This is a genomic window from Candidatus Manganitrophus morganii (assembly GCA_021651055.1).
GTDB classification, from domain to species: Bacteria; Nitrospirota; Nitrospiria; order SBBL01; family Manganitrophaceae; genus Manganitrophus; species Manganitrophus morganii.
The window spans coordinates 508,966-534,558 of the sequence record JAJHOH010000001.1 but is presented as its reverse complement, the minus strand read 5'-3'; the positions used below and the strand labels follow the sequence as shown (position 1 = coordinate 534,558).

Genomic DNA, 25,593 nt, shown 5'->3' with positions numbered 1-25,593 from the left:
CCAAGCAAGGAGATATGAAAGGAGGTATGAAATGTTAAACACAGGGATGAATATGGCCATGACGAGCAGCTACGACATGCTGCTGGTCGTTCTTTCAATTATCGTTGCCATCGTGGCATCGTACACGGCGTTGAACCTCGCCGGGCGGGTCACGGCGGCGCAGGGAGGGTCGCGCACCGCGTGGTTGCTGGGAGGGGCCACTGCGATGGGAATCGGCATCTGGTCGATGCATTTCATCGGCATGCTTGCCTTCAGCCTTCCGGTTCCGATCTCGTATGATATCGGAGTGACGATCTTTTCGATGATCGCGGCGATCATCGCCTCGGCGATCGCCCTCTTTATCGTCAGCCGCAATGAGATGGGGCTCACCCAGTTGCTGCTCGGCGGGGTTTTGATGGGGGTCGGAATCGGGGTCATGCACTACTCCGGGATGTGGGCGGTGCGGGTCGATGCGACCGTTTCGTATGATCCGGTTTTTTTCCTTCTCTCCGTCGTCATCGCCGTGGTGGTGTCGGTTGTCGCCCTCTGGCTCTCTTTCCATCTGCGTAACGAGACGGGGGGGATCGGGATGCTTCAAAAGGGAATCAGCGCCTTCGTGATGGGGGGGGCGATCATCGGACTCCATTATACGGCGATGATGGCGTCGAATTTCATGCCGACCGCCTCCTCGGCGACCGCGTCGGCGGCCTCCGCGACGGGGATGAACAGCTCCTCGCTGGCATGGGGGGTCGGCATTGCGACCCTGCTTGTCCTCGGGCTGGCGTTGATCAGCTCCATGATGAGCCAGCGAATGTCGGTCGGCCCGGTCGGCATTCCGAAAGAAGCCCGGCCGGCCCGTTAACACTTTCTGGCGAGGAAGGATAAAATCGTGAATCAGATGACCCATCAGATGCAGTACCTGACCTTCCATCTGGCCGGAGAGGAATATGCGATCGATATTCTCCAGGTGAAGGAGATTATCGAATATGACGCGCTGACGAAGGTTCCGATGACCCCTCCCTGGGTGCGGGGGGTCATCAACCTTCGGGGGAGCGTGGCGGCGGTGATCGATCTGGCGGTGAAGTTCGGACACCCGGAAAGCCCGGTCGGCAAGCGGACCTGTATCGTGATCGTCGAGGTCGATCTGGGAGGGGAGCGTTCGGTCATGGGGATCATGGCCGATGCCGTCAGCCAGGTGATGGCGCTCTCTCCCGAGCAGGTGACCCCGCCGCCGGCCTTCGGAACCAAGATCCGAACCGATTATTTGAAAGGGATGGGGAAGGCCGGGAAGAAATTCGTTTTGATTTTGGACGCCGACCGCGTTTTATCCGCCGACGAGCTGCAAGTGGTGGCGTCGCTCCAGGAAGCGGCCGGGTCCGATCCGCGTCCTGCGGAAGAGCGCGAGCCGGGACGGTGATGAAAGAGGGAGAGAGGCCGGCGCGGGAGCGGATCGCGCTTCGGCCGATGACGGAACGGGAATTTTCTCTCTTTCAGGAGCTGATTTACAAAGAGGCCGGCATTTACCTCTCTTCAGTCAAAAACACGCTGCTGGCCGGTCGGTTGACCCGCCGGCTCCGGGAGCTCGGCCTCCCCTCTTTCGAGGCTTACTACCGCTTCGTCCTTCAAGAGGGGGAAGCGGAGCGAATTCTCCTTCTTGACGCCGTCACCACCAACGAGACCCATTTCTTCCGCGAGCCGGGACAATTCGAGTTTCTCGAACGGCGGCTTCTGCCGGAGTGGTCCCGCGAGGGGGAGTCGGGACGGCGACCCCGAAAGATCCGGGTCTGGAGCGCCGGCTGCTCCACCGGGGAGGAACCCTACTCCCTCGCGATGAGCCTGCTGCTTCAATTCCCTTTCACTTCCGGGTGGCGGATCGAAGTCTTGGCGACCGATCTCTCCACCCGCGCGCTGGAGCGGGCCCGGAAGGGGGTCTGGCCGATCGAAAAGGCGAAGGAGATCCCGCCCCGCTATCTTCAACCTTTTATGTTGAGGGGGACCGGGAGCCAAGAGGGGAAAATCAAGGCCGGCCCGGAGATCCGCTCCATCGTTCAATTCGAGCGGCTCAATCTCAACGAAGAAGTCTATCCCACCTCAGGACCGCTGGACCTCATTTTTTGCCGGAACGTTCTCATCTATTTTGACGCCGAATCGAAACGCCGCGTCATCGACCGCTTGCTCCGCGCGCTCTCGCCGACGGGGTATCTCTTTATCGGTCATGCGGAGAGCCTCACCGGATTGGCCGATCGTGTCCGGAGCGTCCTCCCGACGGTCTACGTGAAGGGGGGAAGCCGGGGGAATGCCGAATGGAGCGGAAAATCATGACGATGGAAAACGGAGCGCGGCGTTTTTTGAATGTGTTGGTGGTGGATGATTCCGCCGTCGTCCGCCAGACGATGATCGCCCTGCTCTCGCGGGAGAAGGACATTCACGTCGTCACCGCGGCCGATCCGTTGATCGCCATCGGCAAGATGCAGCAGACCCGGCCCGATGTGATCCTCCTCGACCTCGAAATGCCCCGGATGGACGGTTTAACCTTTCTCAAAAAGATCATGACCGAAGATCCGATTCCGGTCGTGATCTGCTCCAGCCTTGCCGAAGAGGGGTCGGAAGCGGCGCTTCGGGCGATGGAAGAGGGAGCGGTCGAGATCATCACCAAGCCGAAAATGGGGGTCAAAGATTTTCTTTCCGAGTCGGCCCGCGCTTTGACGGAGACGGTGCGGGGGGCGGCCCATGCGCGCCTCCGGCCTTCTCCGTCGCCCCTCCGATCGTCGGGAAAGAAACAAAACGCCGATGTCATCCTCCCGCCGGGGAGTAGGCGTCCGCTGACCTTTACAACCGACAAGATTGTCGCCATCGGCGCCTCCACCGGGGGAACCGAAGCGCTCCGGGAATGCCTCGAAGCGATGCCCCCCGACGCCCCCGGGATCGTCATCGTCCAACATATGCCGGAGGGTTTCACCAAAGCGTTCGCCAATCGCCTCAACCAGCGCTGCGAGATCGAGGTCAAGGAGGCGGCGCACGGGGATCGGGTGATCCCCGGCCGGGCTTTGATCGCGCCGGGGAACCATCATATGCTCCTCACCTGCGACGGCGCTCATTACGCCGTGGAGATCGTCGACGGCCCGCCGGTTTCCCGCCACCGTCCGAGTGTCGATGTCCTCTTCCGCTCGGTTGCCAAGGCGGCGGGGCCGAACGCGGTCGGCGTCATCATGACCGGGATGGGAGACGACGGGGCGGCCGGTCTCCTGGAGATGAAACAGGCGGGGGGGGCGACCGTCGCCCAAGACGAGGCGACCTGCGTCGTCTTCGGCATGCCGAAGGAGGCGATCGCCCGGGGGGCCGTCGATGAGGTTCTCCCTCTTCCTTTGATATCAACCTTCCTCCTTAAGAAGTTGGCTCGGTAAACGAATCTCTTCCGCTTCTGTTCCTTCCTTTCCGCCTGGTGTATAATACGAGCTTGTGTTTGAGGACGAGGAGCGCCCATGATTGAAATTTCCAATCTCACGATGCAACTCACCAGCGGCGGAAGGACCGTCACCATTTTAGACGGGATCGATCTTTCCGTTCCCGCCAAGCAATTTGTGGCGGTGGTCGGCCCTTCCGGGAGCGGCAAGTCGACCCTGCTCGGGCTGATCGCCGGACTCGACCGGCCGACCTCCGGATCGATCCGGATCGACGGCGTCTCCCTCTCCGCGTTGAGCGAAGATGATCTGGCGCGCCTCCGCCGGGAAAAGGTCGGAATGATCTTCCAGTCGTTCCATCTCATCCCGACGCTGACCGCCCTGGAGAACGTCCAGGTCCCGCTGGAGCTTCGGGGGGAGCGCGCCGCCGACCGGGAAGCGATCCGTCTTCTCGATGCGGTGGGGCTGGGGGATCGGAAACATCATTATCCGGTCCAGCTTTCGGGCGGGGAGCAGCAGCGGGTCGCCGTCGCCCGGGCTTATTCGGCGAAGCCGGCCCTTCTCCTTGCCGATGAGCCGACCGGCAATCTCGACTCCGCCAACGGCGCCCGCGTCATCGATCTCCTTCTTCAGCTTCACCGCGATCAGGGGAGCACGCTGATTTTGGTCACCCACGATCCGTCGCTGGCGGCCCGGGCCGAGCGGGTCCTCTCGCTGCGCGACGGGAAGGTCGTGGGGGATGAGTTAAGGAACGAAGGATAACGAAAGTCTGACATGGCCCTTTTCATTTTCAAAATGATTTGGCGCGAAGCGCGCGGCTCCCTCCGGCATTTCCTCTCGTTTCTCTTCTCGATCGCCCTCGGCGTCGGGTCGATCGTGGCGGTCGGCATCATCGCGGCCAACCTGGAAGAGATGACCTTCCACGAGGCGCGCAATCTCCTCACGGCCGATCTGGAGGCGCGGTTAAGGCAGCCGTTGTCGCCGGAGGGGGAGGCGGCGCTGGCCGATTTGACCGGCCAAGGAATTCGGCTGGTCCGGATCACCGAAATGATCGGCATGGCCGCCACCGACCCCTCCTCTCAAGAAGCGCCGCAAGGGTATCAGTCGCAGCTCGTGGAGTTAAAGGCGGTTGAGCCGGGGTATCCTTTCTACGGGAGGTTTGCCGTCGATCCGCCGACCTCCGACCCGTTTCAAGATCCCGAAGCGGCCTGGGTTCAGGAGGGGCTGTTGATTCGGCTTGGCCTTCAGGTGGGCGACCGGCTCAAGCTGGGAGAGGCTGTCTTCACAATCAAGGGGGTCATCCGGAGAGAGCCCGACCGGGCCGTCGGAACGTTTACATTGGGGCCCCGGGTCATGTTGTCTCAGGAGGGATTGGCGCGGACGAAGCTGGTCCAGACCGGGAGCCGGATCAACCGGCGAATTCTCTTTCAGACCCCGGAGCCTTGGAGCGCAGATTCCCTCAAAACCGAATTACAAGAGCGGTGGAAGAGCGAATCGGTCCGGTTGAAGACCTACCGGGAGTCTCAGCCCCGCCTCGGGCGGTTTCTTGAGAATTTCACCACCTACCTCGGTCTCGTCGGCTTGATCACCCTGATGATCGGGGGGATCGCCGTCGCGAGCAACATCCATGCTTTTTTAACCGAGCGGATCGGGACGATCGCCATCCTCAAATCGCTCGGGAGTCCCGCTTTCTCCGTCCTTCTGATCTATCTCCTCCTGTCCGCTTTTCTCGGGGCCGTCGGCAGCCTCCTCGGCGTCGGCCTGGGGGTGGCGATGTATCAATCGCTGCTCGGGCTTCTCACCCGATTTCTTCCCCCCGGCTTCGCTTTCGAGATGTCTTTTCTTCCGATTTTCCGGGGCGTGGCCATGGGGGTGGGAACGACCATCCTCTTCTCCCTCTGGCCGCTTCAAAAAGTCTGGCGGATCGCGCCGTCGCGGGTCTTCCGGCAGGAGGTGGAAGATTCTTTTGGAGAGCCCGGGAGAGGGCGGGAGGCGATCGGGGAGAGCTCCAAAAGGTTCTTCTCTTTTTTCTCATCCCGCTCCTTCGCGCTGGGCCTCCTCATTGTCCTCGGATGGGCCGGGCTCTCGATCTGGCAAGCGGGGTCGTGGCGGTTGGGAGGATGGGTGATCGGCGGGGTGGCGTCGGCGGTCGTCCTTCTGCTCGGGGCGACCTGGGGGGCGTTACGATTGATCCGCATCTTCGGCCGCCCCCGGCCGCTGATTTTCCGCTACGGGATCGGCAATCTCACCCGCCCCGGACGGCAAATCATGACGGTGGTCCTTTCGATCGGGATCGGCGTGTTGATTCTCCTCACACTGTTGCAGGTGGAGAAGAATCTCCTGGCGAATCTTCAACAGAATATTCCGGACGATGCGCCGAGTCTCTTTTTTATCGACCTGCAGCCCGACCAAAAAGAGCCGTTCGAGACGATCATGGCGAAGTGGGACCTAAAAAAGCCGGTCGAGCTGACCCCGCTGGTCCGGTCGCGGCTTTTCGATTTAAACGGCCAGAAGGTCTCCGAGATTCAGGCCGAGGAGCGCCCCGACGGATGGTATTTCACCCGGGAGTATGTCCTGACCTACCAACGGGATCTTCCGAAGCACAATACGATCCGCAAAGGCGACTGGTGGGAAGGCGGGAATCCCAACGGCGCGGTTGCCCGGATCTCGGCGGAGGCGGAGGCGGCGCGGCATCTCGGGATCAGGATCGGCTCGAAGGTCACCTTTGATATCCAAGGGGTTCCGATCGAGGGGGAGGTGACGAGCATCCGTGATGTCGATTGGGGAAGCCTCTCGACGAACTTCTTCTTCATCTTCGAGCCGGGGGCGCTCGACGGCGCGCCGATTACCTATGTGGCGACCGCAACGACGACCCCTGCGGAAGACCTTCCGATCCAGAACGCCGTCATCCGCGCCTTTCCGAATGTCACCGTCATCCATCTGCGGGAGATCCTGGAGACGATCGCCGGAATCCTCAGAGAGATCACCCGGACGGTCCGGTTCATGGCTCTTTTCGGTTTTGCCGTCGGGCTGATCGTCCTCTCCGGCGCGATTGCGGCGACCCGCGCCCGCCGGCTTCACGAAATGACCCTCTTCAAAACCCTCGGGGCGACCCGGCCGACGCTGCTTGCGATCATGGCGGTGGAGTACGGCCTTCTCGGCCTTCTTGCCGCCGCCGTCGGCGGCCTCCTCTCGATCGGGCTTTCCTGGGGGATCGTCCACTTCTTTCTCGATCTGCCGTGGCGGTTTGATGGCGTCTCCCTCTTGCAAGGGGTGATCGCGACCCTTCTTCTGACCCTCCTGACCGGTTTCATGATGACCTACCGGATCTTGGGACAAAAGCCGCTGGCGATTCTCCGCGCCGAGTAATTCCCCTTCCCTGTCATCCTATTGAATGACCCTCTTTAATGCCGTAGAATAAATAAAGAGTCTCTTAACAACTATCAGCTCAGACACATCCGGGAATCGATGAATGGATCGCGAGCGGGAAGGCATCCGAACGAGCAAGACCCAGTCAAAATTAAAGAACCCCATCGAGAAAAATCGGATTCGCAAGCGCTCTTTGTCGAAAAAAGGGTGGGAAGCGTCATTTGAATCGATCCATCTCCAGTGGAAGCGGTTTCTTCAAGGGCTTTCGCCCGAGGGGCCGCTGCGAAAGGTGATCCTGGAGTCGTGGCGGCGGAGCCGCGCCGACGGCATCGATCCGGAACCGTCTCAACTCTCTCTCCGTCGCATGACCGCGGAGGATCTTCAGGCTCGGCTCGACACGAACCGAGAATTGATCGATATTGCCGCCCTTCATCTGGATTGGATCTCCTCTTCATTGGCTCAGATCCTTCATGCCGTCTTTTTGGTCGATCGGGACGGCATCGTCCTTTATGCGGCCGGAAATGACGCTCGGATGCGGGAGTCGTTCCATGTGGTTCCGGGATATGATTGGTCCGAACGGAAAATGGGGACCAATGCGGTCGGAACGGCCCTGGCGGGGAATCAGGCGATCGCGGTCGCGGGGCCGGAGCATTTCATTCAACTGTTTCATCATTATACCTGCACAGGGGTTCCGATTCATGCAAATGGCGAGGTCGTCGGCGCGATCGGCATCGGGACCCCTGTCGCGGACGGCAATCCGGAGCGGATGATCCTGACCTCCCACACGGCCTATGTCATCGAGCAGGAGCTGATGCATCGGCAGACCGCAAGCCAAGCGGAGTCGATCAAAGCCGAGGCGATGATGCTCCTGTCCAACTCGCTCGATTATAAAACCACGCTATCCATCATTGCACACCTGGTTGTCCCTCGATTAGCCGATTGGTGTATCATCGATATGGTCGAAGCGGATCGGTCGATCGTCCGATTCGCCGTCGCGCAGGCCGATCCTTCCAAGAGCACCCTCGCTCGCGACTTACAGCATCAACCCCTTCATCCGGATGTCCCTTATGGCGCTCCGCAGGTGATACGGACCGGCCGATCGGAGCTCTACACGGAGATTTCTGATTCCCAAAAAAGGGGAGGTGCCTCCAGTGAGGCGCACTTCAAGCTTATTCGGCAGATGAATGCAACATCAGGCATGGTGGTCCCGATTCCCGGCCGGGGTCAGGTATTGGGGGCCATTACCTTCCTCTCGGCAGAATCTGGCCGGCGCTATAACCGGGTCGATCTCGCACTCGCTGAGGATCTCGCCCGTCGCGCGGGGCTGGCGATTGAGAACGCGCAGCTCTATCGCGCGGCCCAGCGGGAAATTACCGAGCGCAAGCGAGCGGAGGAAGCCTCGCGTGAATCCGAGCTTCGGTACCGGACGCTCTTCGATTCTATCGACGAGGGTTTTTGCGTTATCGAAGTGTTGTTCGACGAAAACGATAAGCCGGTTGATTACCGCTTTTTGGAAACCAATCCGATGTTCGAAAAACAAACCGGCCTGCGGGACGCCGTGGGTAAGACGATGCGATCGCTTGCCCCCACACATGAAGCGTACTGGTTTGAGATTTATGGCCGGATCGCGCTGACAGGGATGCCGGTCCGTTTTGAAAACCGGGCCGAAGCACTGTACCGCTGGTATGATGTTTACGCCTTCCGCGTCGGGGGGCCTGAAGAGCGAAAAGTCGCCATCCTCTTTAACGATATCACCGAGCGCAAGCAGGCGGAGGGAGAATTGCGGCGGGCCCATGAGCGGCTGCGCACCAGTGAGGAGCGACGAGAGCTCGCCGCCCGGTTTGCGCAGATTGTCGTCTGGGAGTGGGATCCGCACGCCAACCGGGTCGACACCACAGAGAGCTTCAAGGAAATCTACGGTCTTTCGGCCATCGAATACGCCGAACAGGGTTGGTCGCTGCTTCATCCCGAGGATCGGGAGCGCCACACCGCCATGGTCAAAAAAGTGGCGACGGAGGGGGGGAGCTACCATTCCGAGTTTCGCATTATCCGCCCCGACACCGGGGCCGTCGTCTGGATCGAGGAGCGCGCTTTTGCCGTCATGGATGAGCAAGGGGGTGTCGCGCGGCTGATCGGCGCGGCGGCGAACATCACCGAGCGCAAGCAGGCGGAAGCGGCGCTTCGGAACAGCCGGGAACAGCTCCAGACGATTCTCGATAATACGACGGCCGTGGTTTATCTCATGAGCATCGAGAACCGGTTCATTTTAATCAACCGGCAGTTTGAGGGGCTTTTCGGTTTAAAGAATAAAGAGACGCATGGCAGGTCGATCTATGAGGTTTTCCCGAAGAAGGTCGCCGATGCCTTTCAGGCCAATAACAAGAAAGTAATTGAAGGGGGAATCCCTTTGGAATTCGAAGAGGAGGTTCCATTGGCGGACGGCACTCATGTTTACCTTTCCATGAAGGTTCCTTTAATCGATCAAGCGGGAAAACCGTATGGGATCTGCGGCATCTCGAGCGACATCACCGATCGGAAACGAATGGAGGAGACCCTCAAGCAAAAGACGCGCGAGGCGGAGGAGGCGAACCGGGCTAAATCACAGTTTGTGTCGATTATCTCGCACGAGCTGCGGACGCCGCTCAACGCCATCATCGGCTACGCCGGTCTCCTGAAGCGTCCTGAATTTTCAGAACACTCGGATAAGCGAATCGAGATGAACGACCGCATTTATTATAATGCGCAGGCTCTCCTGGAGCTGATCAACAATCTGCTGAATCTCAACCGGATGGAGGCGGGGCAGATGCCGGTCGATGCGGAGACGGTGTTTCTTGCCGATGTGGTCGGCGGCATTGTCGATAATCTCAGATCGATGGGAGAGGAGAAGGGGCTGAAGGTGACGTTCATCAATGAAGACGGCCCGCTGCCGATCCACTCCGATTCGAAGAAGATCGAGCAGATCGTCACCAACCTCATTTCCAATGCGATTAAGTTTACCGATCACGGCTCGGTGACGGTGCGGCTGTCGGACCGCTCGGCGGAGCAACGGGCCGTCATCGAAGTCACCGACACCGGCATCGGCATCGACGAAGGGGATCTGCCGCGTCTTTTTGAGCCGTTCTATCAGGCCGATCCTTCCAATACCCGTTCTTATGAGGGAACGGGGCTGGGGCTCTCCATTGTAAAGAGGTTTACTGACCTGCTCGGCGGAACCGTCCGGGTAGCGAGTACATTGGGGGTCGGAACGACCTTCACCCTCTCCCTTCCCTATGAACGTAAACATCCAGTGTGATTCTCCGTGTTTTCCCTCCTCTTGAACCGTTATTTTCGTAAGCGTAATATAGATATATTAGATGATTTACGTTCGAGAGATGAGCTTGGGTTGATCCCAGGCGAGGATAAAGAGGATAAGGAGGATAAGATGGATGATGGATCGAGATATAGAAAAGCTGCGGTCGATGAAGGGCCTTCGAAGTGCGGAGACCACAGAGCAAACCGGACAAGAGACCCAAGAAATTCCTCCGGTGCGCAGCGATCGAAATCAGGAAAACGCCGTTCATAGACAGTGGAAGCAATTTACAGAGGGTATTCTACCCGAGGGGGCGCGAAGCGTCATCCTGGAATCGTGGCAGCGATGTCGCGCCCAAGGTGTCAATCCGGAGCAGGTTTTATTCCAACGTATTGCGGAGGAGACCCTTCAGCGACGGCTCGAATCGAATCGTGAGCTGATCGAGATCGCCGCGCTCCACCTCGATTGGATCTCCTCGTCATGGACCCGTCTCCCGCACGTTTTGTTTTTGATCGACCGCGACGGCATCGTCCTCTACGTTACCGGGAACGATTCCGAACTTCGTGAAAAACTCCACCTGATTCCGGGTTACGATTGGTCCGAGCGGCAAGTGGGGACCAACGGCGCAGGAACGGCTTTATCGGCAGATCAGGCGATTTCAATCATCGAGATGGAGCATTTCGTGCGGCCTTTTCATGCTTATACCTGCACCGGCGCGCCGATTCATCTGAACGGAAACGGCATCGGCGCGCTCGGCTTCGGGACCCCCGGGGCCGACGACAATCCGGAGCGGGTGATCCTGACGGCGCACACGGCCTATGTCATCGAGCAGGAGCTGATGCATCGGCGCACCGCCCGGCAGGCGGAGTTGATGAAAGCCGAGGTGATGGCGCTCCTGGCCAACTCGCTCGATTACAAAACCACCCTCTCCAGCGTCGCACACCTGGTTGTCCCCCGTTTTGCCGACTGGTGCCTAATCGATATGGTCGAAGAAGAACAGTCGATCGTCCGGTTGGCCGTCGCGCAAGCCGATCCGTCTAAGAGCCTCCTTGCTCAAGAGCTGCAGCGTCAACCGCTCAATCAAAAGGTGGCCTTCGGCGCCCCGCAGGTAATACGGACCGGTCAACCGGAGCTCTACCCGGAGGTCTCCGATCCTCTCTTGCAGCAAGCCGCTTCGGATGAGAAGCATTTAGATTTGATCCGGCGGATGCATTCAACGTCGGTCATGGTGGTTCCGATCGCGGGCCGCGATCGGATTTTGGGTGCGATTACTTTTATCTCGGCGGAATCGGGGAGGCGATACAACCAGACCGATCTCGCCTTGGCGGAAGACCTCGCCCGCCGGGCCGCGCTGGCCATCGAGAACGCGCGACTCTACCGCGCCGCTCAAGAAGAAATTGTGGAGCGCAAACGGGTGGAAGGATCTCTGCGGCAGTCGGAAGAAAAATACCGCAATCTGTTCGAGACGATGGCGCAGGGGGTCGTCTATCACAATGCATGGGGAAAAATCGTATCGTTGAATCCGGCCGCGGAGCGGATCCTCGGATTGAAGTTGGATCAGATGCCGGGGAGGACTTCGTTTGATCTCACTTGGAGGGCGATTCACGAAGATGGAGCCCACTTTCCGGAAGAGACCCACCCGGCGATCGTCGCGTTGAGAACCGGAAAAGCGGTGCGAAATGTGGTGATGGGAATCTTTCATCCCCAGGAGGAGGCCTATCGCTGGGTGAATATCAATGCCGTCCCGCAGTTTCAGCCCGGAGAAGAGAAGCCCTATCAGGTTTATACCACCTTTGAAGACATCACGGAACGAAAGCGGGGGGAAGAGGTCCTCAAGCAAAAGACGCGGGAGGCCGAGGAGGCGAACCGGGCCAAATCGAACTTTGTCTCGATCATCTCGCACGAGTTGCGGACCCCTCTCAATGCGATCATCGGCTATTCCGGTCTTCTGAAGCGTCCGAATGTCGCTGAAGATCCCGCGAAGGGAGCGGAACGGATCGACCGGATCTACTACAATGCCCACATTTTGCTTGAACTGATTAATAATCTTCTGAACCTCAACCGGATGGAGGCGGGACAGATGCCGGTGGAGGCGGAGATGGTGTTCCTCGCTGATGTGGTCGGCGCGATTGTCGATAATCTCAAATCGATGGGAGAGGAGAAAGGCTTGAAGGTGGCGTTCATCAATGAGGACGGCCCGCTGCCGATTCACTCCGATTCGAAGAAGATCGAGCAGATCGTCACCAACTTGATTACGAACGCCATCAAGTTCACCGACCAAGGCTCGGTGACGATTCGGCTCTCGGATCATTCGGCGGAACAGCGCGCTTGCATCGAAGTCTCCGATACCGGCATCGGAATCGGCGCGCCGGATCTGCCGCATCTCTTCGAGCCGTTCTACCAGGCCGATCCTTCCGATACCCGATCCTATGAAGGATCGGGGCTGGGGCTCTCCATCGTGAAAAAGTTCACCGAACTGCTCGGGGGGACGGTTCGGGTGGCCAGCGCATTGGGGGCCGGGGCGACCTTCAAGGTGATCCTTCCTTATAAGATGCCCCACTTGAGATCAAAGGCCGCTTAAGGTATCCTCTACCGCATGACTCCGAAACATCCCAACACGCCGCCGGGCCCGCCGGGAACGCCGCTGGTCGGGCAGCTTTTTCCTTTTCGACGCGATCCGATCGATTTCCTGATGCGGCTTTCCCGCGAGTACGGGGATATCGCCCGCTTCAAGATCGGATCGCAAGAGCTGTTTCTTTTCAACCATCCAGACCTCATCAAAAACGTCTTAACGGTCGATCACCGCAGCTTTATCAAGGGGCGGGGACTTCAGTGGGCGAAGCGCCTTCTGGGTGAAGGGCTTCTGACCAGCGAGGGGGAGTTCCACCGCCGCCAGCGGCGGATCGCGCAGCCGGCCTTCCACCGGCAGCGGATCGCAGCTTACGGCGAGATGATGACCGGCTACGGCGTCCGGATGCGGGAGCGCTGGGAGGAGGAGAAACCGTTCGATGTCTTAAAGGAGATGATGCACCTGACGATGATGGTCGCGGCGAAGACCCTCTTCGATACCGAGGCCGAGTCGGAGGCGAAGGAGATCGGGGGGGCGCTGTCGGTCTCGGTCGAATTTTTCAACCGGTTTACCCTTCCTTTCGCCGACCTTTTGGCGGAGCTGCCGGTGCCGAGCACCCTCAAATTTCGAAAAGCAAAGCGCCGCCTGGATGAAACAGTCTACCGGATGATCGCCGAGCGGCGGGCGAGCGAAGGAGACCGGGGGGATCTCCTCTCGATGCTCCTTCACGCCACCGACGAGGAAGGGGGAACCGGCGGGATGACCGACCGGCAGCTTCGGGATGAAGCGATGACGATCTTCCTGGCGGGACATGAGACGACCGCGAATGCGCTGACCTGGACCTGGTATCTGCTGTCGCAACATCCCGGCGCGGAGGCGCGCCTGCACGCCGAGATCGACGCGCTGGGAGGGCGGCTCCCGGCGGTCGACGATCTGCCGAAGTTAACCTATACCGAGAAGCTGCTGGCCGAATCGATGCGGCTTTATCCTCCCGCGTGGCTGCTCGGCTATCGGGCGATTCGCGATTACCCGGTCGGCCGGTATGTCGTCCCGAAGGGGGGGATCGTCCTGATGAGCCAATATGTGATGCATCACGATCCGCGCTATTTTCCCGATCCGTTCCGGTTCGACCCGGAGCGTTGGGAGCCGGCGGCGAAGGCGGTCCGTCCGAAGTTTTCCTATTTCCCTTTCGGCGGCGGCCCCCGCGTCTGCATCGGCGAATCGTTCGCCTGGATGGAGGGGATTCTCCTGATTGCGACCCTCGCCCAACGCTGGCGGCTGCGATTGGTTCCTGGCCATCCGGTGGTGCTTCAACCGCTGATCACGTTGCGGCCCAAACACGGAATGATGATGACGGCGGAGCGGCGTTAGTTCGACTTCTTTTTTTCCGCCGCCCGGAGCATCTGCCGGAACATCGCCCGCAACAGCTTCGCCTCTTCCGAGTCAACCTCCGCCCGCATCAAAATTTCCCTCAGCCTTCTTATCGTTTTTTTCTTTGCAGGCGGTTTCAAAAAGCCGATTTCTTCCAGCGTCCGTTCCATCTCATGAAAGAAAGATTCCGTTTCGGCAACAGAGGCGATCCCTGGCGCGGGCCGGCCGTTCGGATCGGAGGAGGCAGGTTGGGCGCTTGCCCGGTGGAGGGCGGCGGCGACCAGCAAGACCGCCTGGGCGAGATTCAGCGAGGAGAAACGGGGGCCGGTCGGGATGAAGGTGGTTCGGTGGCAGCGGGAGAGGGCTTCGTTGGAGAGGCCGGTCCCTTCCGGACCGAAGAGCAATGTGACATTTTGACGGCCGGCCCGCTCCCAGATTTCCGGGGCCAGGGTCTCGATCGATTCGACGCCGGCCCCTGTTCTCTTTCGCCCGCTGATGCCGACAACCCACTCCGTTTCGGAGAGGGCCTCGGAGAGATCGGGGAAGAGCCCCGCTTCGTCGAGCACCTCGCGGGAGCGGTAGGCCATCCGGATCGATTCCTCGCCGCGCGGATCGGTCGGGGAGACGAGCGCCAAGCGGCTGAATCCCATGTTCTTGAGGGCGCGGGAGGCGCTTCCGATGTTGCCGGGGCTTTCGGGCGCAACGAGGCAGAAGGTGATCCGGTCGTGCCGTGATGAATCAAGGGGAGGCGCGTTGTTCACGGGGATCGATCAACCGGCCGAATCGGAGTGTCGAGGGAGCCAGACGGTAAATTGCGTTCCGGCCCCCGTCGTGCTTTTCACCTTGATCTTTCCGCGCAGCCGTTGAACGATGTGGTGGACGATCGTGAGGCCGATCCCGGTCCCTTCATATCCAGACGTGTGGCTGAACGTGTCGAAGATGCGGGCCATCCGGTCGGCCTCGATGCCGATCCCGGTGTCCGTCACGACGATTTGAGCCCCCTCTTCTTCTTTCTCCTTCGCCTTCCGAACCCGGATCTGGATGCTCCCGGTCGGGGTGAACTTGGCCGCGTTGGACAGGAGATTCGAGAGGATATGTTTGATCAGATCCGGGTCGGAGACGCGGATGCGCACCCCCGGCTCAATCCGGCTCTCCGCCTCCACCTCCTTCCCGAAGAGGAGGGGAATCAGCTCGTTCTGGATCTGCTCCCGGACCAGCTCGCTCAGATCGACCTCGGCCGCCTCGGTCGCTTTGGAGCGGAACTGGTCGAGCCCTTTTTCGAGCATCCGGAGAAGGTCTTTCGAATTGGTGAGGATCCGCTCGACCGCCGACTTTTTCTTTTCGTCATCCATGTTTCCGTCCCGAAGGAGCGAGGCAAATCCCATGATGGCGTTTAACGGCGTTTTCAGGTCGTGAGAGGTGTAGGAGATGGAGGTTTGGTGTTGCATCGTCTCTTCTCGAAGTTTCAGGTTGGTCCGGGTGAGAACTTCGTTCGTCCGGTGAAGATATTGGTAGGCCTCCCGGTTCAGCAGTCCGGCGGTCATTCGGGAGGAGAGAATCTCAAGGGGATCTTCCTCCTCGGGGGAGAGGAGCGGCCTGCGAAGGGCGATCAGCAGCACCCCCTTGGTGTACGTTTGGTAGGAGAGCGGCGAGAGGACCAATCCCTCCAACTCCTTTCCGGCCAAGATTCTTCCAAGAGAAGGATCGGCCGCGACCTCGGCGCGAGAGAGGACCGTCCGCCGCTGCTTTGAGAGCACCTGCGCCAGCAGCCCTTGGGTTTCCCCCGTGAGTGCGTCGGGGTCGCTCTCCAGTCCCGCAAAAATACCGCCGGTCATCGTCCAGCGGAAGTGCCCCTCCGACCGGTCTCGAAAGAGGACGGCGGCTCCCGCCGCGTCGAACATCTGCATGATCTTCGTCGCGATCTCGGAAGGAAATGGGCCGCTTGAGAGGGAGGCGAAGAGAAGATTCCCGACCTCGGTCATCCGCTTGAAGCGCTCTGCATCTTTGACCGCCCGGTCATAATAGTATTTTGACCGGAGGTTGCTGTGGACGCGGGCCAACAGCTCCCCTTTGTTGACCGGCTGCGTCAAATAGTCGATCGCCCCCAGCTCGATGCCGCGGATGCGGCTTTCGAGATCGTAATAAGTGGCGGAGACGATGATGACCGGAATTACCTCGGTCTGTCGATTTTTTTTGAGGCGCCGGCAAACTTCGAACCCGTCCATGTCGGGCATATTGATGTCGAGGAGGATCAGGTCGGGCCGGTCCTCGGCGGCGCGGGCCAGGGTTTGGGCGCCGTTTTCGGCGGAGATGACCTGGAAGCCCTCGGTCTTTAAAATTTTCTCCAGGATATACCGATTGGTTTCGGTATCATCCACGACTAAAACGGTCGGCATATTCTCTCTTCCTCCTTCAGAATATGGGTTGATTGAATCGGCTTGGCTCATTTCCGTCGGCTCACATTTCTTAAGCGTTTGCGGTCGATCGATTGTCGCCGTCTTTGATAATTCGATAAACCGCGTCGATCACTTCCCGGTATTTGATCGGCTTGGAAAAATAATCGGCGCATCCGAGGTTCAGGCACCACTCCCGGTCTCCCGGAAGGGCGTCGGCGGTCACGGCGATGATCGGAAGCGAGGGGATCTTCTTGTGGAGGAGGGTCACCGCTTCGTACCCGCTCATGCCGGGAAGACGCATGTCCATCAGGACGATATCGGGTTTTTCCTTTTCGGCTTTGCGGACCGCCTCTTTCCCGTCGGTCGCCTCCAGCACCTCGAATCCTTCCTTGTTGAAGACGCGCTGAAGGACATACATGTTCACCGGCGTGTCTTCGACCAATAAAATCCGTATCGGCATCGATCACTCCTGAAACTTCGCGCCGACGCCTGTTTTGGCCATCGGAAGGGTGAAGGTGAAGGTCGATCCTTCTCTCACGCTGCTGTTGGCCCAGATCCTTCCCCCCAGCAGCTCCACCAGCTGTTTGGAGATCGAGAGTCCCAAGCCGGTCCCGCCGTATTTACGGGCGGGGGTGTTGTCGATTTGATGGAACGGCTCGAAGATGTAAACCAAGTTTTTCTGGGCGATTCCGATCCCGGTGTCTTGAACCGACACGGCGATTTCCCGATCCTCCTTCATGGGAAGGGCCAAGCTCACGAGAATCGAGCCGGCGGGGGTGAATTTCACCGCATTGCTCAAGAGATTGAGAAGGATCTGCCGCACGCGCGCTTCATCGGCAAAGACCTGAGGAAGGGAGTCGGGGGCGACGAAGCGCAAGGTCAGCCCTTTCTTCTTCGCCAAAGGCTCCATGCTGGTGATCGCCTCTTGCGCCACCTTGCGCAGATCGATCCACATCTTCTCGATCCGGACCTTTCCCGCCTCGATCCGGGAGAGATCGAGGATATCGTTGATCAACTGAAGGAGCCGCTCGCCCGAGTCTTGAATCATCGTTACCTGTTTTTCCTGTTCGCCGGAAAGATCGCCGTCGATCCGGTCGAGGAGGATCTGGCTGAGCGCCAGGATCGAGTTGAGCGGGGTTCTCAGCTCGTGAGACATGCTGGCCAGGAACGACGACTTCATCTGATTGGCGCGGGAGAGCTCGACGTTTTTTTCGTCGATCTCGCGATAGAGGGCGATGATCCCTTCGTTGGTGACGTTGAGCTCATTGTTCAATTGTTCGATCAATTGCTCTTTTTCGCGAAGGGAGGTGACGAGCTCTTCGATGTCGGGCTGCTGGGCGAGGGTCTCGTGCAGGCGCTCCATCCGCCCTTCATCGAGCCCTTGCGCATGGAGATGCCCGACCTCCATCCGGCCGCACGCCTTGGTCCCTTTTCCCAAGACGGTCTGCATCTCGAATTCATCCAAGAGGCGTTTTGCCGAAGCGATTCCAAAGCCCCGCCCCGGCGCGAAGCGGTAGGCCCCTTGCAGGATCTCGTCGAGATGGGCGATGCCCGGGCCTTTGTCGGAGAGAACGAAGGCGATCGACCAGGTTGATCCCTCTTGAACGGCAGACAGGGTCAGCTCCCCCGACTTGGCATACTGAATGGTGTTGCGCATCAGCTCCGAGAGGGCGATGATCAGCCGGTTCTGTTCCCGGCGCGGGATCTCCAGGTGATCGAGGACGGTCCGGATTTTGTTCCGAACGGTCAAGAGCCGGCTCTGTTTTCCGATCGAGATCGATAAAACTTTCTTTTCCGTGAGGGAACCCATCATCATCCAATTCGCCCGACGACCACCGTGGCGTCGTCTTTCGGGCGGCTGTGGTCTCTCAACAGGAGCGACCCGAGGAGAAGGGGAGAGGCCGAGGCCGATTTGCCATAATCGGCCGGATCCCACTTGGTGGATATCCCGTCGCTCGTAAGAACAAAAACGTCCCCTTTTTCGAAGGGAAACGACTCTTCACGAAATCGCGGCGTGACCACCCCGAGCGAGCCGTTCATCGAGATCGGTCTTATCGGGTGCGACCCGTAAATCCGGCAATCGATGTTCCCGACCCCGGCAAAGGTCGCCCGTCCTTCTTTCAAGTCGACCCGGAGAATCCCGACGACCGCCCCCTGCGTCCGCTGGAGCGCGCGATGAAGCCGGTCGAGAATGGCGTCAAGGGGGAGCCGGCCGGTTCCATCGAGTTCCTCCCGCGCCGCTTGCGCCGCCTTTTTTGCCCCCAGACCGTGTCCCAGGCCGTCGATGACCGCCACCTGCAGAGAATCGCCGCTTTGCCCGAACCAGACCCCGTCACCGTTATCGATCTCTCCCGGCTTCGGCCGGGTGAGCGCTTCGCAGTCGAACAGGTTGTCGGAAGAGGGGTCGTTGCTCCAGATCCGCGAGACAACGACGGTTCCGGGGAAGCCTCCCCTCGGATGTGGCGTCTCGGAGTAAATCGCGAAGTCGTCCGAGAGGCGCCGGATGGCGCCGAGCCCCCCTCCCAATGTTCCTGCCGTCGAATAATGGTCTCGAAGCGCCTGCTCCGGATGAGGGATGCCGGGGCCCCGGTCTTCCGAGATTATGAGAAGGCCTTGGCCGCGCCGATCCGATTCGGTCACGCCGTACCGGATGATCGGCAAGACGGCGCGGTGTTTTTCCAGATTGGTCGCCATCTCTGTGGCAACCAGGGCGACATCCGAACATTTTTCCTTCGAGAGTCCGATCGACTCCGCGGCGCGAACCATTCTGCGCCGGATCTCGCCGGCCCATGCCTCTCCTTCGGGAACAATCACACAGAGCTCCGTTACTTTCAGCGCCATTTCGAAATCGTCACCCGCGTCCCTTTCCCGACTTCCGACCAGATGTCGAATTCGTCCACCAGCCGCTTCGTTCCCGGCAGGCCGTATCCCAACCCGTTGCTGGTCGAATAACCTTCCTTCATCGCCAGGCCGATGTCGGGAATTCCGGGGCCCTTGTCGTGACAAATAATCCGAAGGCCGGCGCGGATCCCGTTCCGGACCCCCTCGATCTCCATCGTTCCGCCGCCGGCATATTTCATCATGTTCCGGATCAGCTCGCTGACCGCGGTGGTGATGCGCGTTTGATCGACCAGGCTAAACCCGAGCGCCTGGGCCTGAACGCGGACCTCCTGGCGGGCTCTGACCAGATCGACTTCGTTCGAAATCGAGAGGCGGGTTGCCCGGCTAACCGTGACCATTGCGCGCGCGCTCCTCTTCCCGTCCGAGCTCCCTCGATTCCGCATCGTCTGCGACGGCATGATCCTCCCATGCGATCCTCTCCCGGAGAAGCTGCAAGCCCCGTTCGACGTTCAATGCGGTCGGGATTTGTTTTAACTCCAAACCGAGCTCGACCAGGGTGATGGCGACGGAGGGTTGGATCCCGACGACGACCACCACCGCGTTCATGATCCGCGCCATCGAAGCGGTTTCGGAGAGGACCCGGCCCAGGAACGAATCGACGATATCGACGACCGAGATATCGATGATCACCCCGCGGGCGGAGGTCTGCTCGATCCTGCCGAGAAGATCGGTCTGCATCGTCATGGCGATCTGGTCCTGAAGATCGGTTTGAATCGAGACGAGAAGGGTGTCGCCGACTTTGATGATCGGAATTTTTTCCATTTAGCTCCGTCCCTTCCGGGCCTGCGCCGCCTGGGTCGCTGCAATTCCCTTCTCCAGCAGGTTCACCCCGTTCCGAGCCTCCTCGGTCATCTGTTGTTTGGTCATCCGGAGCGCCAGCTTCAACCCATCCGCCATGGTCGCCCGCGTCTGAATTCCGGAAAGATCGACCCCCAGGTGAACGATCGTCTGCGCGATGGCGGGCGAGACCCCGGTGATGATCACCTCCGCGCCTAACAGTCTCGTCGCCGCGACCGTTTTCATGATGTGATTGGCCACAAGGGTGTCGACGGTCGGGACGCCGGTGATGTCGAGGATCGCCACGGTGGCCGTGGTATCGACGATTTTCTGAAGCAGTTTTTCCATGACGGTCATCGTCCGTCTGGAATCGAGGGTGCCGATGAGCGGCAGGGCGAGAATCCCGTCCCAAATCTTGACAACCGGGGTGGAGAGCTCGGTCATGTCGAGCTGTTGTCGAGCGATGACCTCTTCGCGGTTGTTCAGGTATTGCTCGAAGGTGAGCAATCCCATCTGGTCGAGAAGAAGAGAGAGCGGCATTACTTCGCTGGAGAAGGTCTCCTCATTCTTGGCAAGCGGTTGGAGCATCGGGAGGACTATTTCTTTGAGACTGAAAATGAAGGCGGCCGTTTCGGTCGGAGAGAATCCTTTCATGACCCGATCCCGCGAGACCTCCTTGAGGAATTCGACGATCGGCGCCATTTTCGGATCATCCGGACTGGAGGCCCCGCTCTGCATCACGTTTTCGAGCAGATTGAGGAACTCGGCGCACTGGCGCCGAAGCTCATCCGGAGTGATCCCTCCCTTGCCTGCCAGAGGAAGTTGCCGCTTCACCCAGTTCTCAAGAATTTCATCTGTTCGCTTTCGCAAGATGTCCGGAAATTTTTGTCCCTTCATGGTCGGCTCCATTGTGAAGTTGGTTCGCAGATGTCAGATTCGGCTTCCGCTTATACCCCAGAATAGGATTGAAAAATGGATTAAAATCAAAGGTTGGAAAAACATTTCTAGAATACGCAGAGCCCTTAAGGAAGTCAATCCCCCTCCTTCTCTATCATACCGTTCAGGCAGAGTTTTAGAATGTAAGGGAGATGACAAAACGATCCGAACGGGGTAAAGTAGCGATGATTCATCATTCCACCGACGCGAGAAATCATGAATCTTTATCTTCAAGTCTTCAGCAACCGGCGGGTCGCCGTGTTGCTGCTGCTCGGCTTTTCTTCGGGCCTGCCGCTGGCGCTCACCTTCGGCACCTTGCAGGCCTGGATGAAGGATGCGGGGGTTGATCTCGCCACCATCGGGGCGATTACCTTAGTGGGGTTGCCTTATACGGTGAAATATCTCTGGGCCCCCCTCATGGACCGCTATACCCTTCCTTTTCTGGGGCGGCGGCGGGGCTGGCTGGTGGTGACGCAGCTCAGCCTTATGGCGGCGATCGTCTTCATGGGAAGTTTGAATCCGGTTTCACAGCCCTGGCTCCTGGCGGTAACGGCGGTGCTCGTTTCGTTTCTCTCCGCGAGCCAGGATATCGTGGTCGACGCCTACCGGGCCGACGTTCTCAGAGAGGAAGAGCTCGGCGCGGGGGCGGCGGTCTCGGTGCTCGGCTACCGCCTGGGAATGCTCTCCTCCGGGGCGATGGCGCTGATCCTGGCCGACCACCTCCCCTGGGCGGCGGTCTATCGGATCATGGCGGGGCTGATGCTGGTCGGCGTGGCCGCCGCGTTGTGGGGAACCGAGCCGAAGAGCGGCGGCAGCCCGCGCAGCCTGGCGGAGGCGGTGGCGCTCCCCTTCAAGGCCTTTTTCAGCCGCGATGCCGCCCTGGTTCTGCTCCTTTTTATCATTCTTTATAAACTCCCGGACGCCGTCGCGGGGGCGATGACGACCCCCTTCTTGCTCGATGTCGGTTTCTCCAAAACCGAGATCGGTGCGGTGAACAAAGGATTCGGGCTGGTCGCCACGATCTTCGGCGCCGTGGCCGCCGGCGGCCTCATCGCGCGCCTCGGGATTTACCGTTCGCTCTGGGCCTTCGGCATCCTCCAGGCGGTCACCAATTTGACTTACATGGGGGTCGCCCTGGCGGGGCAGAACAAGGCCGCGCTCATTCTGGCGGTCGGCGTCGACAACCTCTCCGGCGGCATGGGAACGGCGGCCTTTGTCGCCTTCTTGATGAGCCTCACCGAAAAGCGCTACAGCGCCACCCAGTATGCCCTCCTCTCCAGCCTGATGGCGATCACCCCGAAAATCGCCGGCGCGCCGACCGGCCTCCTGGCCGCCGGGCTGGGGTGGCCGATGTTTTTCGCCGCCAGCGTATTGGGGGCGATTCCGGGACTGGCGGTATTGTGGTGGCTGATGCGGCGCGGGGCGATCGGGGGGAGAGTGGCGCCGGCCCCCGCGGGGGCGGATTAGATCTCACTCGTTTGATTTCTTGGAATAATATGATATGATCGCGGGCAAATGTTGAACTTTTTCCGGAAGGGGGCGAAGCATGGATCCTGAATTCAAGAAGGCGGTTGATTTTCATCGGCATCTTTGTTTGGATATCGCCGTCGGTTATCGGGCGGCGACGATGTTGATGCGGGAGATGGGGGACCAGATGAAGAATATGAAGGAGCTGGTCGCCCTGGTCGGGAATGAGACCTGCGCGCTCGATGCGATTCAGGCCGTCACCGGCTGCACCTTCGGGAAGCGGAACCTTTATCTCACCCAGGTCGGAAAGCCGGTTTATATTCTCCAGAACACCAAGACCGGAAAAGCGGTCCGGGCCTACTGCACCTATTGGGACACCTTCGATCACGCGCAGCTGCGAAAGCTGCGGAAAGAGGCGACCGCTCCCAACGCCACGGCGGAGAACAAGGCGGCTTTCCAAAAGCTGACCGACGACAAGATCGACGAGATTCTGACCGCCCCGGAATCGGCCCTCTTCAAGATCGAGCATGTCACCCTGCCGCCTCCTCCCAAGTCCGGCAAGTACGACGCCGAGCCGTGCGAAAATTGCGGCGAGCAGACGAATGTCGCCCTCCTGTTGGAGGAGGGTGGAAAGAAGCTTTGCAAGGAATGCCTCCAGGTCAAGGTGCACTAACAGCTTTAATCCGTCATTCCCGATAGCCCAGGAAAAGGGGCGGCCACCAGATGTTTAATCGGGAATCCAGTGCACTTAAATCAAAGGCTTCTGGATTCCCGCTTTTGCGGGAATGACGCTTGGTGTTTGGGGCGGGTCTCTGATCCGCCCGCTTTTTTGAGAGAAAACGTGTCGGGAAGCAGCTTCGGACAGATTTTTCGGGTGACCACCTTCGGCGAGAGCCACGGCATCGCGCTCGGCGCGGTCGTCGACGGCTGCCCCGCCGGGTTGTCCCTCTCGGAAGAGGACCTTCAGAAAGACCTCGACCGGAGAAAGCCGGGCCAGAGCAAGCTGGTCACGCAGCGGAAAGAGTCGGACGCCGTCCAGATCCTCTCCGGAATCTTCGAGGGGCGGACGACAGGGACCCCGATCGGCCTGATCATCTACAACGAAGATGCCAAGTCGAAAGATTACGAATCGATCAAAGATCTTTTCCGCCCCGGCCATGCCGATTACACCTACTTCAAGAAATACGGTTTTCGCGATTACCGGGGCGGCGGGCGCTCTTCCGCGCGCGAGACGGTGGCGCGGGTGGCGGCGGGGGCGATCGCCCGGAAGATCCTGGCGCGCGAGGGGATCGAGATCGTCGGTTATGTCGCGCAGGTCGGTCCGGTGAAAATTAAAAAGATCGACTATGCGCAAATCCGGCAGAACCCCCTCTTCTGCCCCGACCCCGACGCGGTGGAGGCGATGACGCGGGTGATCCAGGAGGCGCAGTCGGAAAAAGATTCCGTGGGGGCGATGGTGGAAGTGGTCGCGAAAGGGGTTCCCGCCGGGCTCGGCGAGCCGGTCTTCGACAAGCTCGACGCGGCGCTCGCGGGGGCGATGATGTCGATCAATGCCGTGAAGGGGGTCGAGATCGGGGCCGGGTTCGAGGTCGTGACGATGCGGGGGAGCCGGAATTGCGATCCGATCACGCCGGCCGGATTTAAATCCAACAATGCCGGCGGCATCCTCGGCGGGATCTCCAACGGGGATGAAATCGTCGTCCGAATGGCGGTGAAGCCGACCTCGTCGATCGCCGTCGAGCAAGAGACGATCGACATCCATGGCCGCCCGGCGAAGATCGCCACCAAGGGGCGGCACGATCCCTGCGTCGGCCTGCGCGCCGTTCCGATCGCCGAAGCGATGATGGCGCTGGTCCTGGTCGATCACTTCCTCAGAAACAAACTTTCCAGATTAGGTTAGCCGGCTATTCGCCCATCAGCGACTCCATCGCCGCCTCTTTTTTCTTGTGGGCCTCTTCCATCTTTTTTACGGCTTCTTTGGCCTGGGTCATCGGGAGGGGGGTGGGGACGAATGATTCCGCCGCTTTCTGAAAGGCGGCGGGGGTGATCGGTTTTTCCTGGGCGACGAGAACGCTGTAAATCGCGGCGCCGAGAAAGGCAACGAAGAGGAACTTCGTCGCCAACCGAAGGAGAAAACTTTCTGTTTTGTATTGGATGTACAACATGCCGATGGAGAGAATGATAAAGACGATGACGTACTTGGAAAGGGGATGATCGATCCACCGGTCGGAATCTCTTTCGGAGAAAGCCGGCATTTCGACCTTCTGGAGGGGGGGAGGGGCCGCTTCTTGAAGATTCGGCCGCTGATCTTCGGGAACGTTCTCGATATTATCGGTGAAAGAGATCGCCCCGTTCTCGTCGGTATATTTGAATACCTCGGCCTGTCCGTCAACCGGGCGAAGAAGAAATAACAGAAAGAAAAGAGCGAGTCGTGCGCGCATCGTCACCTCCGATGGTTCTACTCTAGCCGGTCGGCTCCGTTCTGTCAATTAAGGGAATGATCGTGCGGCCCACGGTTCGAATCGCCGGGAAGCAAGAAGATTTCTTTCGATTGATCCGCCTTCGGGAAGAAGTCTTCGTGATCGAGCAGGGGGTTCCGCTTGAGATCGAGCTCGATGACGCGGATGACCGCGCGATCCACTTCGTCGCGATCTCGGGGAGAGAGGTGATCGGCACGGCGCGGCTGGTCGTGAAGGGGAGATCGGGCCAGAGAAAATCAGGCCAGGGAAAAGCGGGCCAGAGAAAATCGGGAAAGATCGGCCGGATGGCGGTCCGGAAGGATTGGCGCGGAAAGGGGGTTGGGACCGCGCTGATCGATTTTATCAAGAAGAGTTCCAAAAGAAAAAGACTGATCGCTCTCTACCTCCACGCACAGGAGTCGGCCCTCTCTTTTTATGAAGCGCTTGGTTTTAGAGCGGAAGGGGAGCGCTTTTACGAGGCGGGCATTCCGCATCGAAAGATGGTTTTCATTGACGGCGGGCGGAAAATCGACAAAGGGGGGGGATGGACATTTTAAATGCAACAAATTTTACTTGACGTGGCGTTTCTCTTTGCATTTAAATAGGGACTTAGATCGCGCGGAATGATATGTCGAATAGAAGAAAGTAACGGTCCATAGGCTCAGAAACTCGGGGAAAT

General features: G+C 59.5%; 22 protein-coding genes. 13 read left to right on the top strand and 9 right to left on the bottom strand.

The window, feature by feature from the left end; all coding sequences use genetic code 11:
• The first annotated feature begins 31 nt into the window (after positions 1–31).
• The 9 genes from MCM46_02430 (at position 32) to MCM46_02390 (ending at position 13,978) form a co-directional block, all read left to right on the top strand.
• Entirely contained in the window at positions 32–841 is an 810-nt protein-coding gene (locus MCM46_02430; GenBank protein ID MCG3110658.1) for a hypothetical protein, read from the top strand.
• A gap of 36 nt (positions 842–877) precedes the next feature.
• Positions 878–1,396: a chemotaxis protein CheW gene (locus MCM46_02425; protein ID MCG3110657.1), complete on the top strand. Its 519-nt coding sequence runs from the start codon at positions 878–880 to the stop codon at positions 1,394–1,396.
• Positions 1,396–2,301 (top strand): protein-glutamate O-methyltransferase, encoded by a 906-nt coding sequence (locus MCM46_02420; protein MCG3110656.1) that lies wholly within the window; start codon positions 1,396–1,398, stop codon positions 2,299–2,301. Before MCM46_02425 ends, MCM46_02420 begins: the two co-directional genes overlap by 1 nt.
• Positions 2,283–3,383 carry a chemotaxis response regulator protein-glutamate methylesterase gene (locus MCM46_02415; GenBank protein MCG3110655.1) on the top strand — a complete coding sequence of 367 codons (1,101 nt, stop codon included), beginning with the start codon at positions 2,283–2,285 and terminating at the stop codon, positions 3,381–3,383. The genes MCM46_02420 and MCM46_02415 overlap by 19 nt, the downstream gene beginning before the upstream one ends.
• A gap of 78 nt (positions 3,384–3,461) precedes the next feature.
• A complete protein-coding gene (locus tag MCM46_02410) occupies positions 3,462–4,142 on the top strand; it encodes an ABC transporter ATP-binding protein (GenBank protein MCG3110654.1) in 681 nt (226 codons plus the stop codon).
• Between the two features lie 12 nt (positions 4,143–4,154).
• Positions 4,155–6,749, top strand: a complete 2,595-nt coding sequence (locus MCM46_02405) for an ABC transporter permease (protein MCG3110653.1) — start codon at positions 4,155–4,157, stop codon at positions 6,747–6,749.
• A 103-nt stretch (positions 6,750–6,852) separates the two neighbouring features.
• Positions 6,853–10,041, top strand: coding sequence for a PAS domain S-box protein (locus tag MCM46_02400; protein ID MCG3110652.1), 3,189 nt, complete (start codon positions 6,853–6,855; stop codon positions 10,039–10,041).
• Positions 10,042–10,174: 133 nt separating this feature from the next.
• Positions 10,175–12,619, top strand: coding sequence for an ATP-binding protein (locus MCM46_02395; protein ID MCG3110651.1), 2,445 nt, complete (start codon positions 10,175–10,177; stop codon positions 12,617–12,619).
• A 15-nt stretch (positions 12,620–12,634) separates the two neighbouring features.
• The gene (locus MCM46_02390; protein ID MCG3110650.1) at positions 12,635–13,978 is read left to right on the top strand and encodes a cytochrome P450; all 1,344 of its coding nucleotides are present in this window, start codon (positions 12,635–12,637) and stop codon (positions 13,976–13,978) included.
• Here the strand turns inward: MCM46_02390 and MCM46_02385 are convergent.
• The 8 genes from MCM46_02385 to MCM46_02350 all read right to left on the bottom strand — a co-directional run bounded on the left by MCM46_02385 (position 13,975) and on the right by MCM46_02350 (position 20,949).
• Positions 13,975–14,739 carry a TrmJ/YjtD family RNA methyltransferase gene (locus MCM46_02385; protein ID MCG3110649.1) on the bottom strand — a complete coding sequence of 255 codons (765 nt, stop codon included), beginning with the start codon at positions 14,737–14,739 and terminating at the stop codon, positions 13,975–13,977. The genes MCM46_02390 and MCM46_02385 overlap by 4 nt on opposite strands.
• Before the next feature lie 9 nt (positions 14,740–14,748).
• Positions 14,749–16,374 carry a hybrid sensor histidine kinase/response regulator gene (locus MCM46_02380; protein MCG3110648.1) on the bottom strand — a complete coding sequence of 542 codons (1,626 nt, stop codon included), beginning with the start codon at positions 16,372–16,374 and terminating at the stop codon, positions 14,749–14,751.
• 70 nt (positions 16,375–16,444) lie between these two features.
• The gene (locus MCM46_02375; GenBank protein ID MCG3110647.1) at positions 16,445–16,834 is read right to left on the bottom strand and encodes a response regulator; all 390 of its coding nucleotides are present in this window, start codon (positions 16,832–16,834) and stop codon (positions 16,445–16,447) included.
• Positions 16,835–16,837: 3 nt separating this feature from the next.
• Positions 16,838–18,190 (bottom strand): ATP-binding protein, encoded by a 1,353-nt coding sequence (locus MCM46_02370; GenBank protein MCG3110646.1) that lies wholly within the window; start codon positions 18,188–18,190, stop codon positions 16,838–16,840.
• Positions 18,187–19,215, bottom strand: coding sequence for a SpoIIE family protein phosphatase (locus tag MCM46_02365; protein MCG3110645.1), 1,029 nt, complete (start codon positions 19,213–19,215; stop codon positions 18,187–18,189). The genes MCM46_02370 and MCM46_02365 overlap by 4 nt, the downstream gene beginning before the upstream one ends.
• Positions 19,206–19,613, bottom strand: a complete 408-nt coding sequence (locus MCM46_02360; GenBank protein MCG3110644.1) for an anti-sigma regulatory factor — start codon at positions 19,611–19,613, stop codon at positions 19,206–19,208. The genes MCM46_02365 and MCM46_02360 overlap by 10 nt, the downstream gene beginning before the upstream one ends.
• Positions 19,600–20,037 (bottom strand): STAS domain-containing protein, encoded by a 438-nt coding sequence (locus MCM46_02355; protein MCG3110643.1) that lies wholly within the window; start codon positions 20,035–20,037, stop codon positions 19,600–19,602. The genes MCM46_02360 and MCM46_02355 overlap by 14 nt, the downstream gene beginning before the upstream one ends.
• Complete coding sequence (locus tag MCM46_02350) at positions 20,038–20,949, bottom strand: STAS domain-containing protein (protein MCG3110642.1); 912 nt, start codon at positions 20,947–20,949, stop codon at positions 20,038–20,040. It lies immediately after the preceding gene.
• Positions 20,950–21,204: 255 nt separating this feature from the next.
• On the opposite strand from MCM46_02350, the gene MCM46_02345 reads away from it, so the two are divergent.
• From MCM46_02345 to aroC, 3 genes are all read left to right on the top strand, one after another.
• Positions 21,205–22,455 (top strand): MFS transporter, encoded by a 1,251-nt coding sequence (locus MCM46_02345; GenBank protein ID MCG3110641.1) that lies wholly within the window; start codon positions 21,205–21,207, stop codon positions 22,453–22,455.
• Between the two features lie 79 nt (positions 22,456–22,534).
• Entirely contained in the window at positions 22,535–23,128 is a 594-nt protein-coding gene (locus tag MCM46_02340) for an FmdE family protein (protein MCG3110640.1), read from the top strand.
• Between the two features lie 168 nt (positions 23,129–23,296).
• Positions 23,297–24,355: a chorismate synthase gene (aroC, locus tag MCM46_02335; GenBank protein MCG3110639.1), complete on the top strand. Its 1,059-nt coding sequence runs from the start codon at positions 23,297–23,299 to the stop codon at positions 24,353–24,355.
• Positions 24,356–24,359: 4 nt separating this feature from the next.
• Here the strand turns inward: aroC and MCM46_02330 are convergent, their stop codons facing one another.
• Positions 24,360–24,896 carry a DUF4124 domain-containing protein gene (locus MCM46_02330; GenBank protein ID MCG3110638.1) on the bottom strand — a complete coding sequence of 179 codons (537 nt, stop codon included), beginning with the start codon at positions 24,894–24,896 and terminating at the stop codon, positions 24,360–24,362.
• Positions 24,897–24,958: 62 nt separating this feature from the next.
• On the opposite strand from MCM46_02330, the gene MCM46_02325 reads away from it, so the two are divergent.
• Positions 24,959–25,471, top strand: coding sequence for a GNAT family N-acetyltransferase (locus MCM46_02325; protein MCG3110637.1), 513 nt, complete (start codon positions 24,959–24,961; stop codon positions 25,469–25,471).
• The last annotated feature ends 122 nt before the right edge of the window (positions 25,472–25,593 follow it).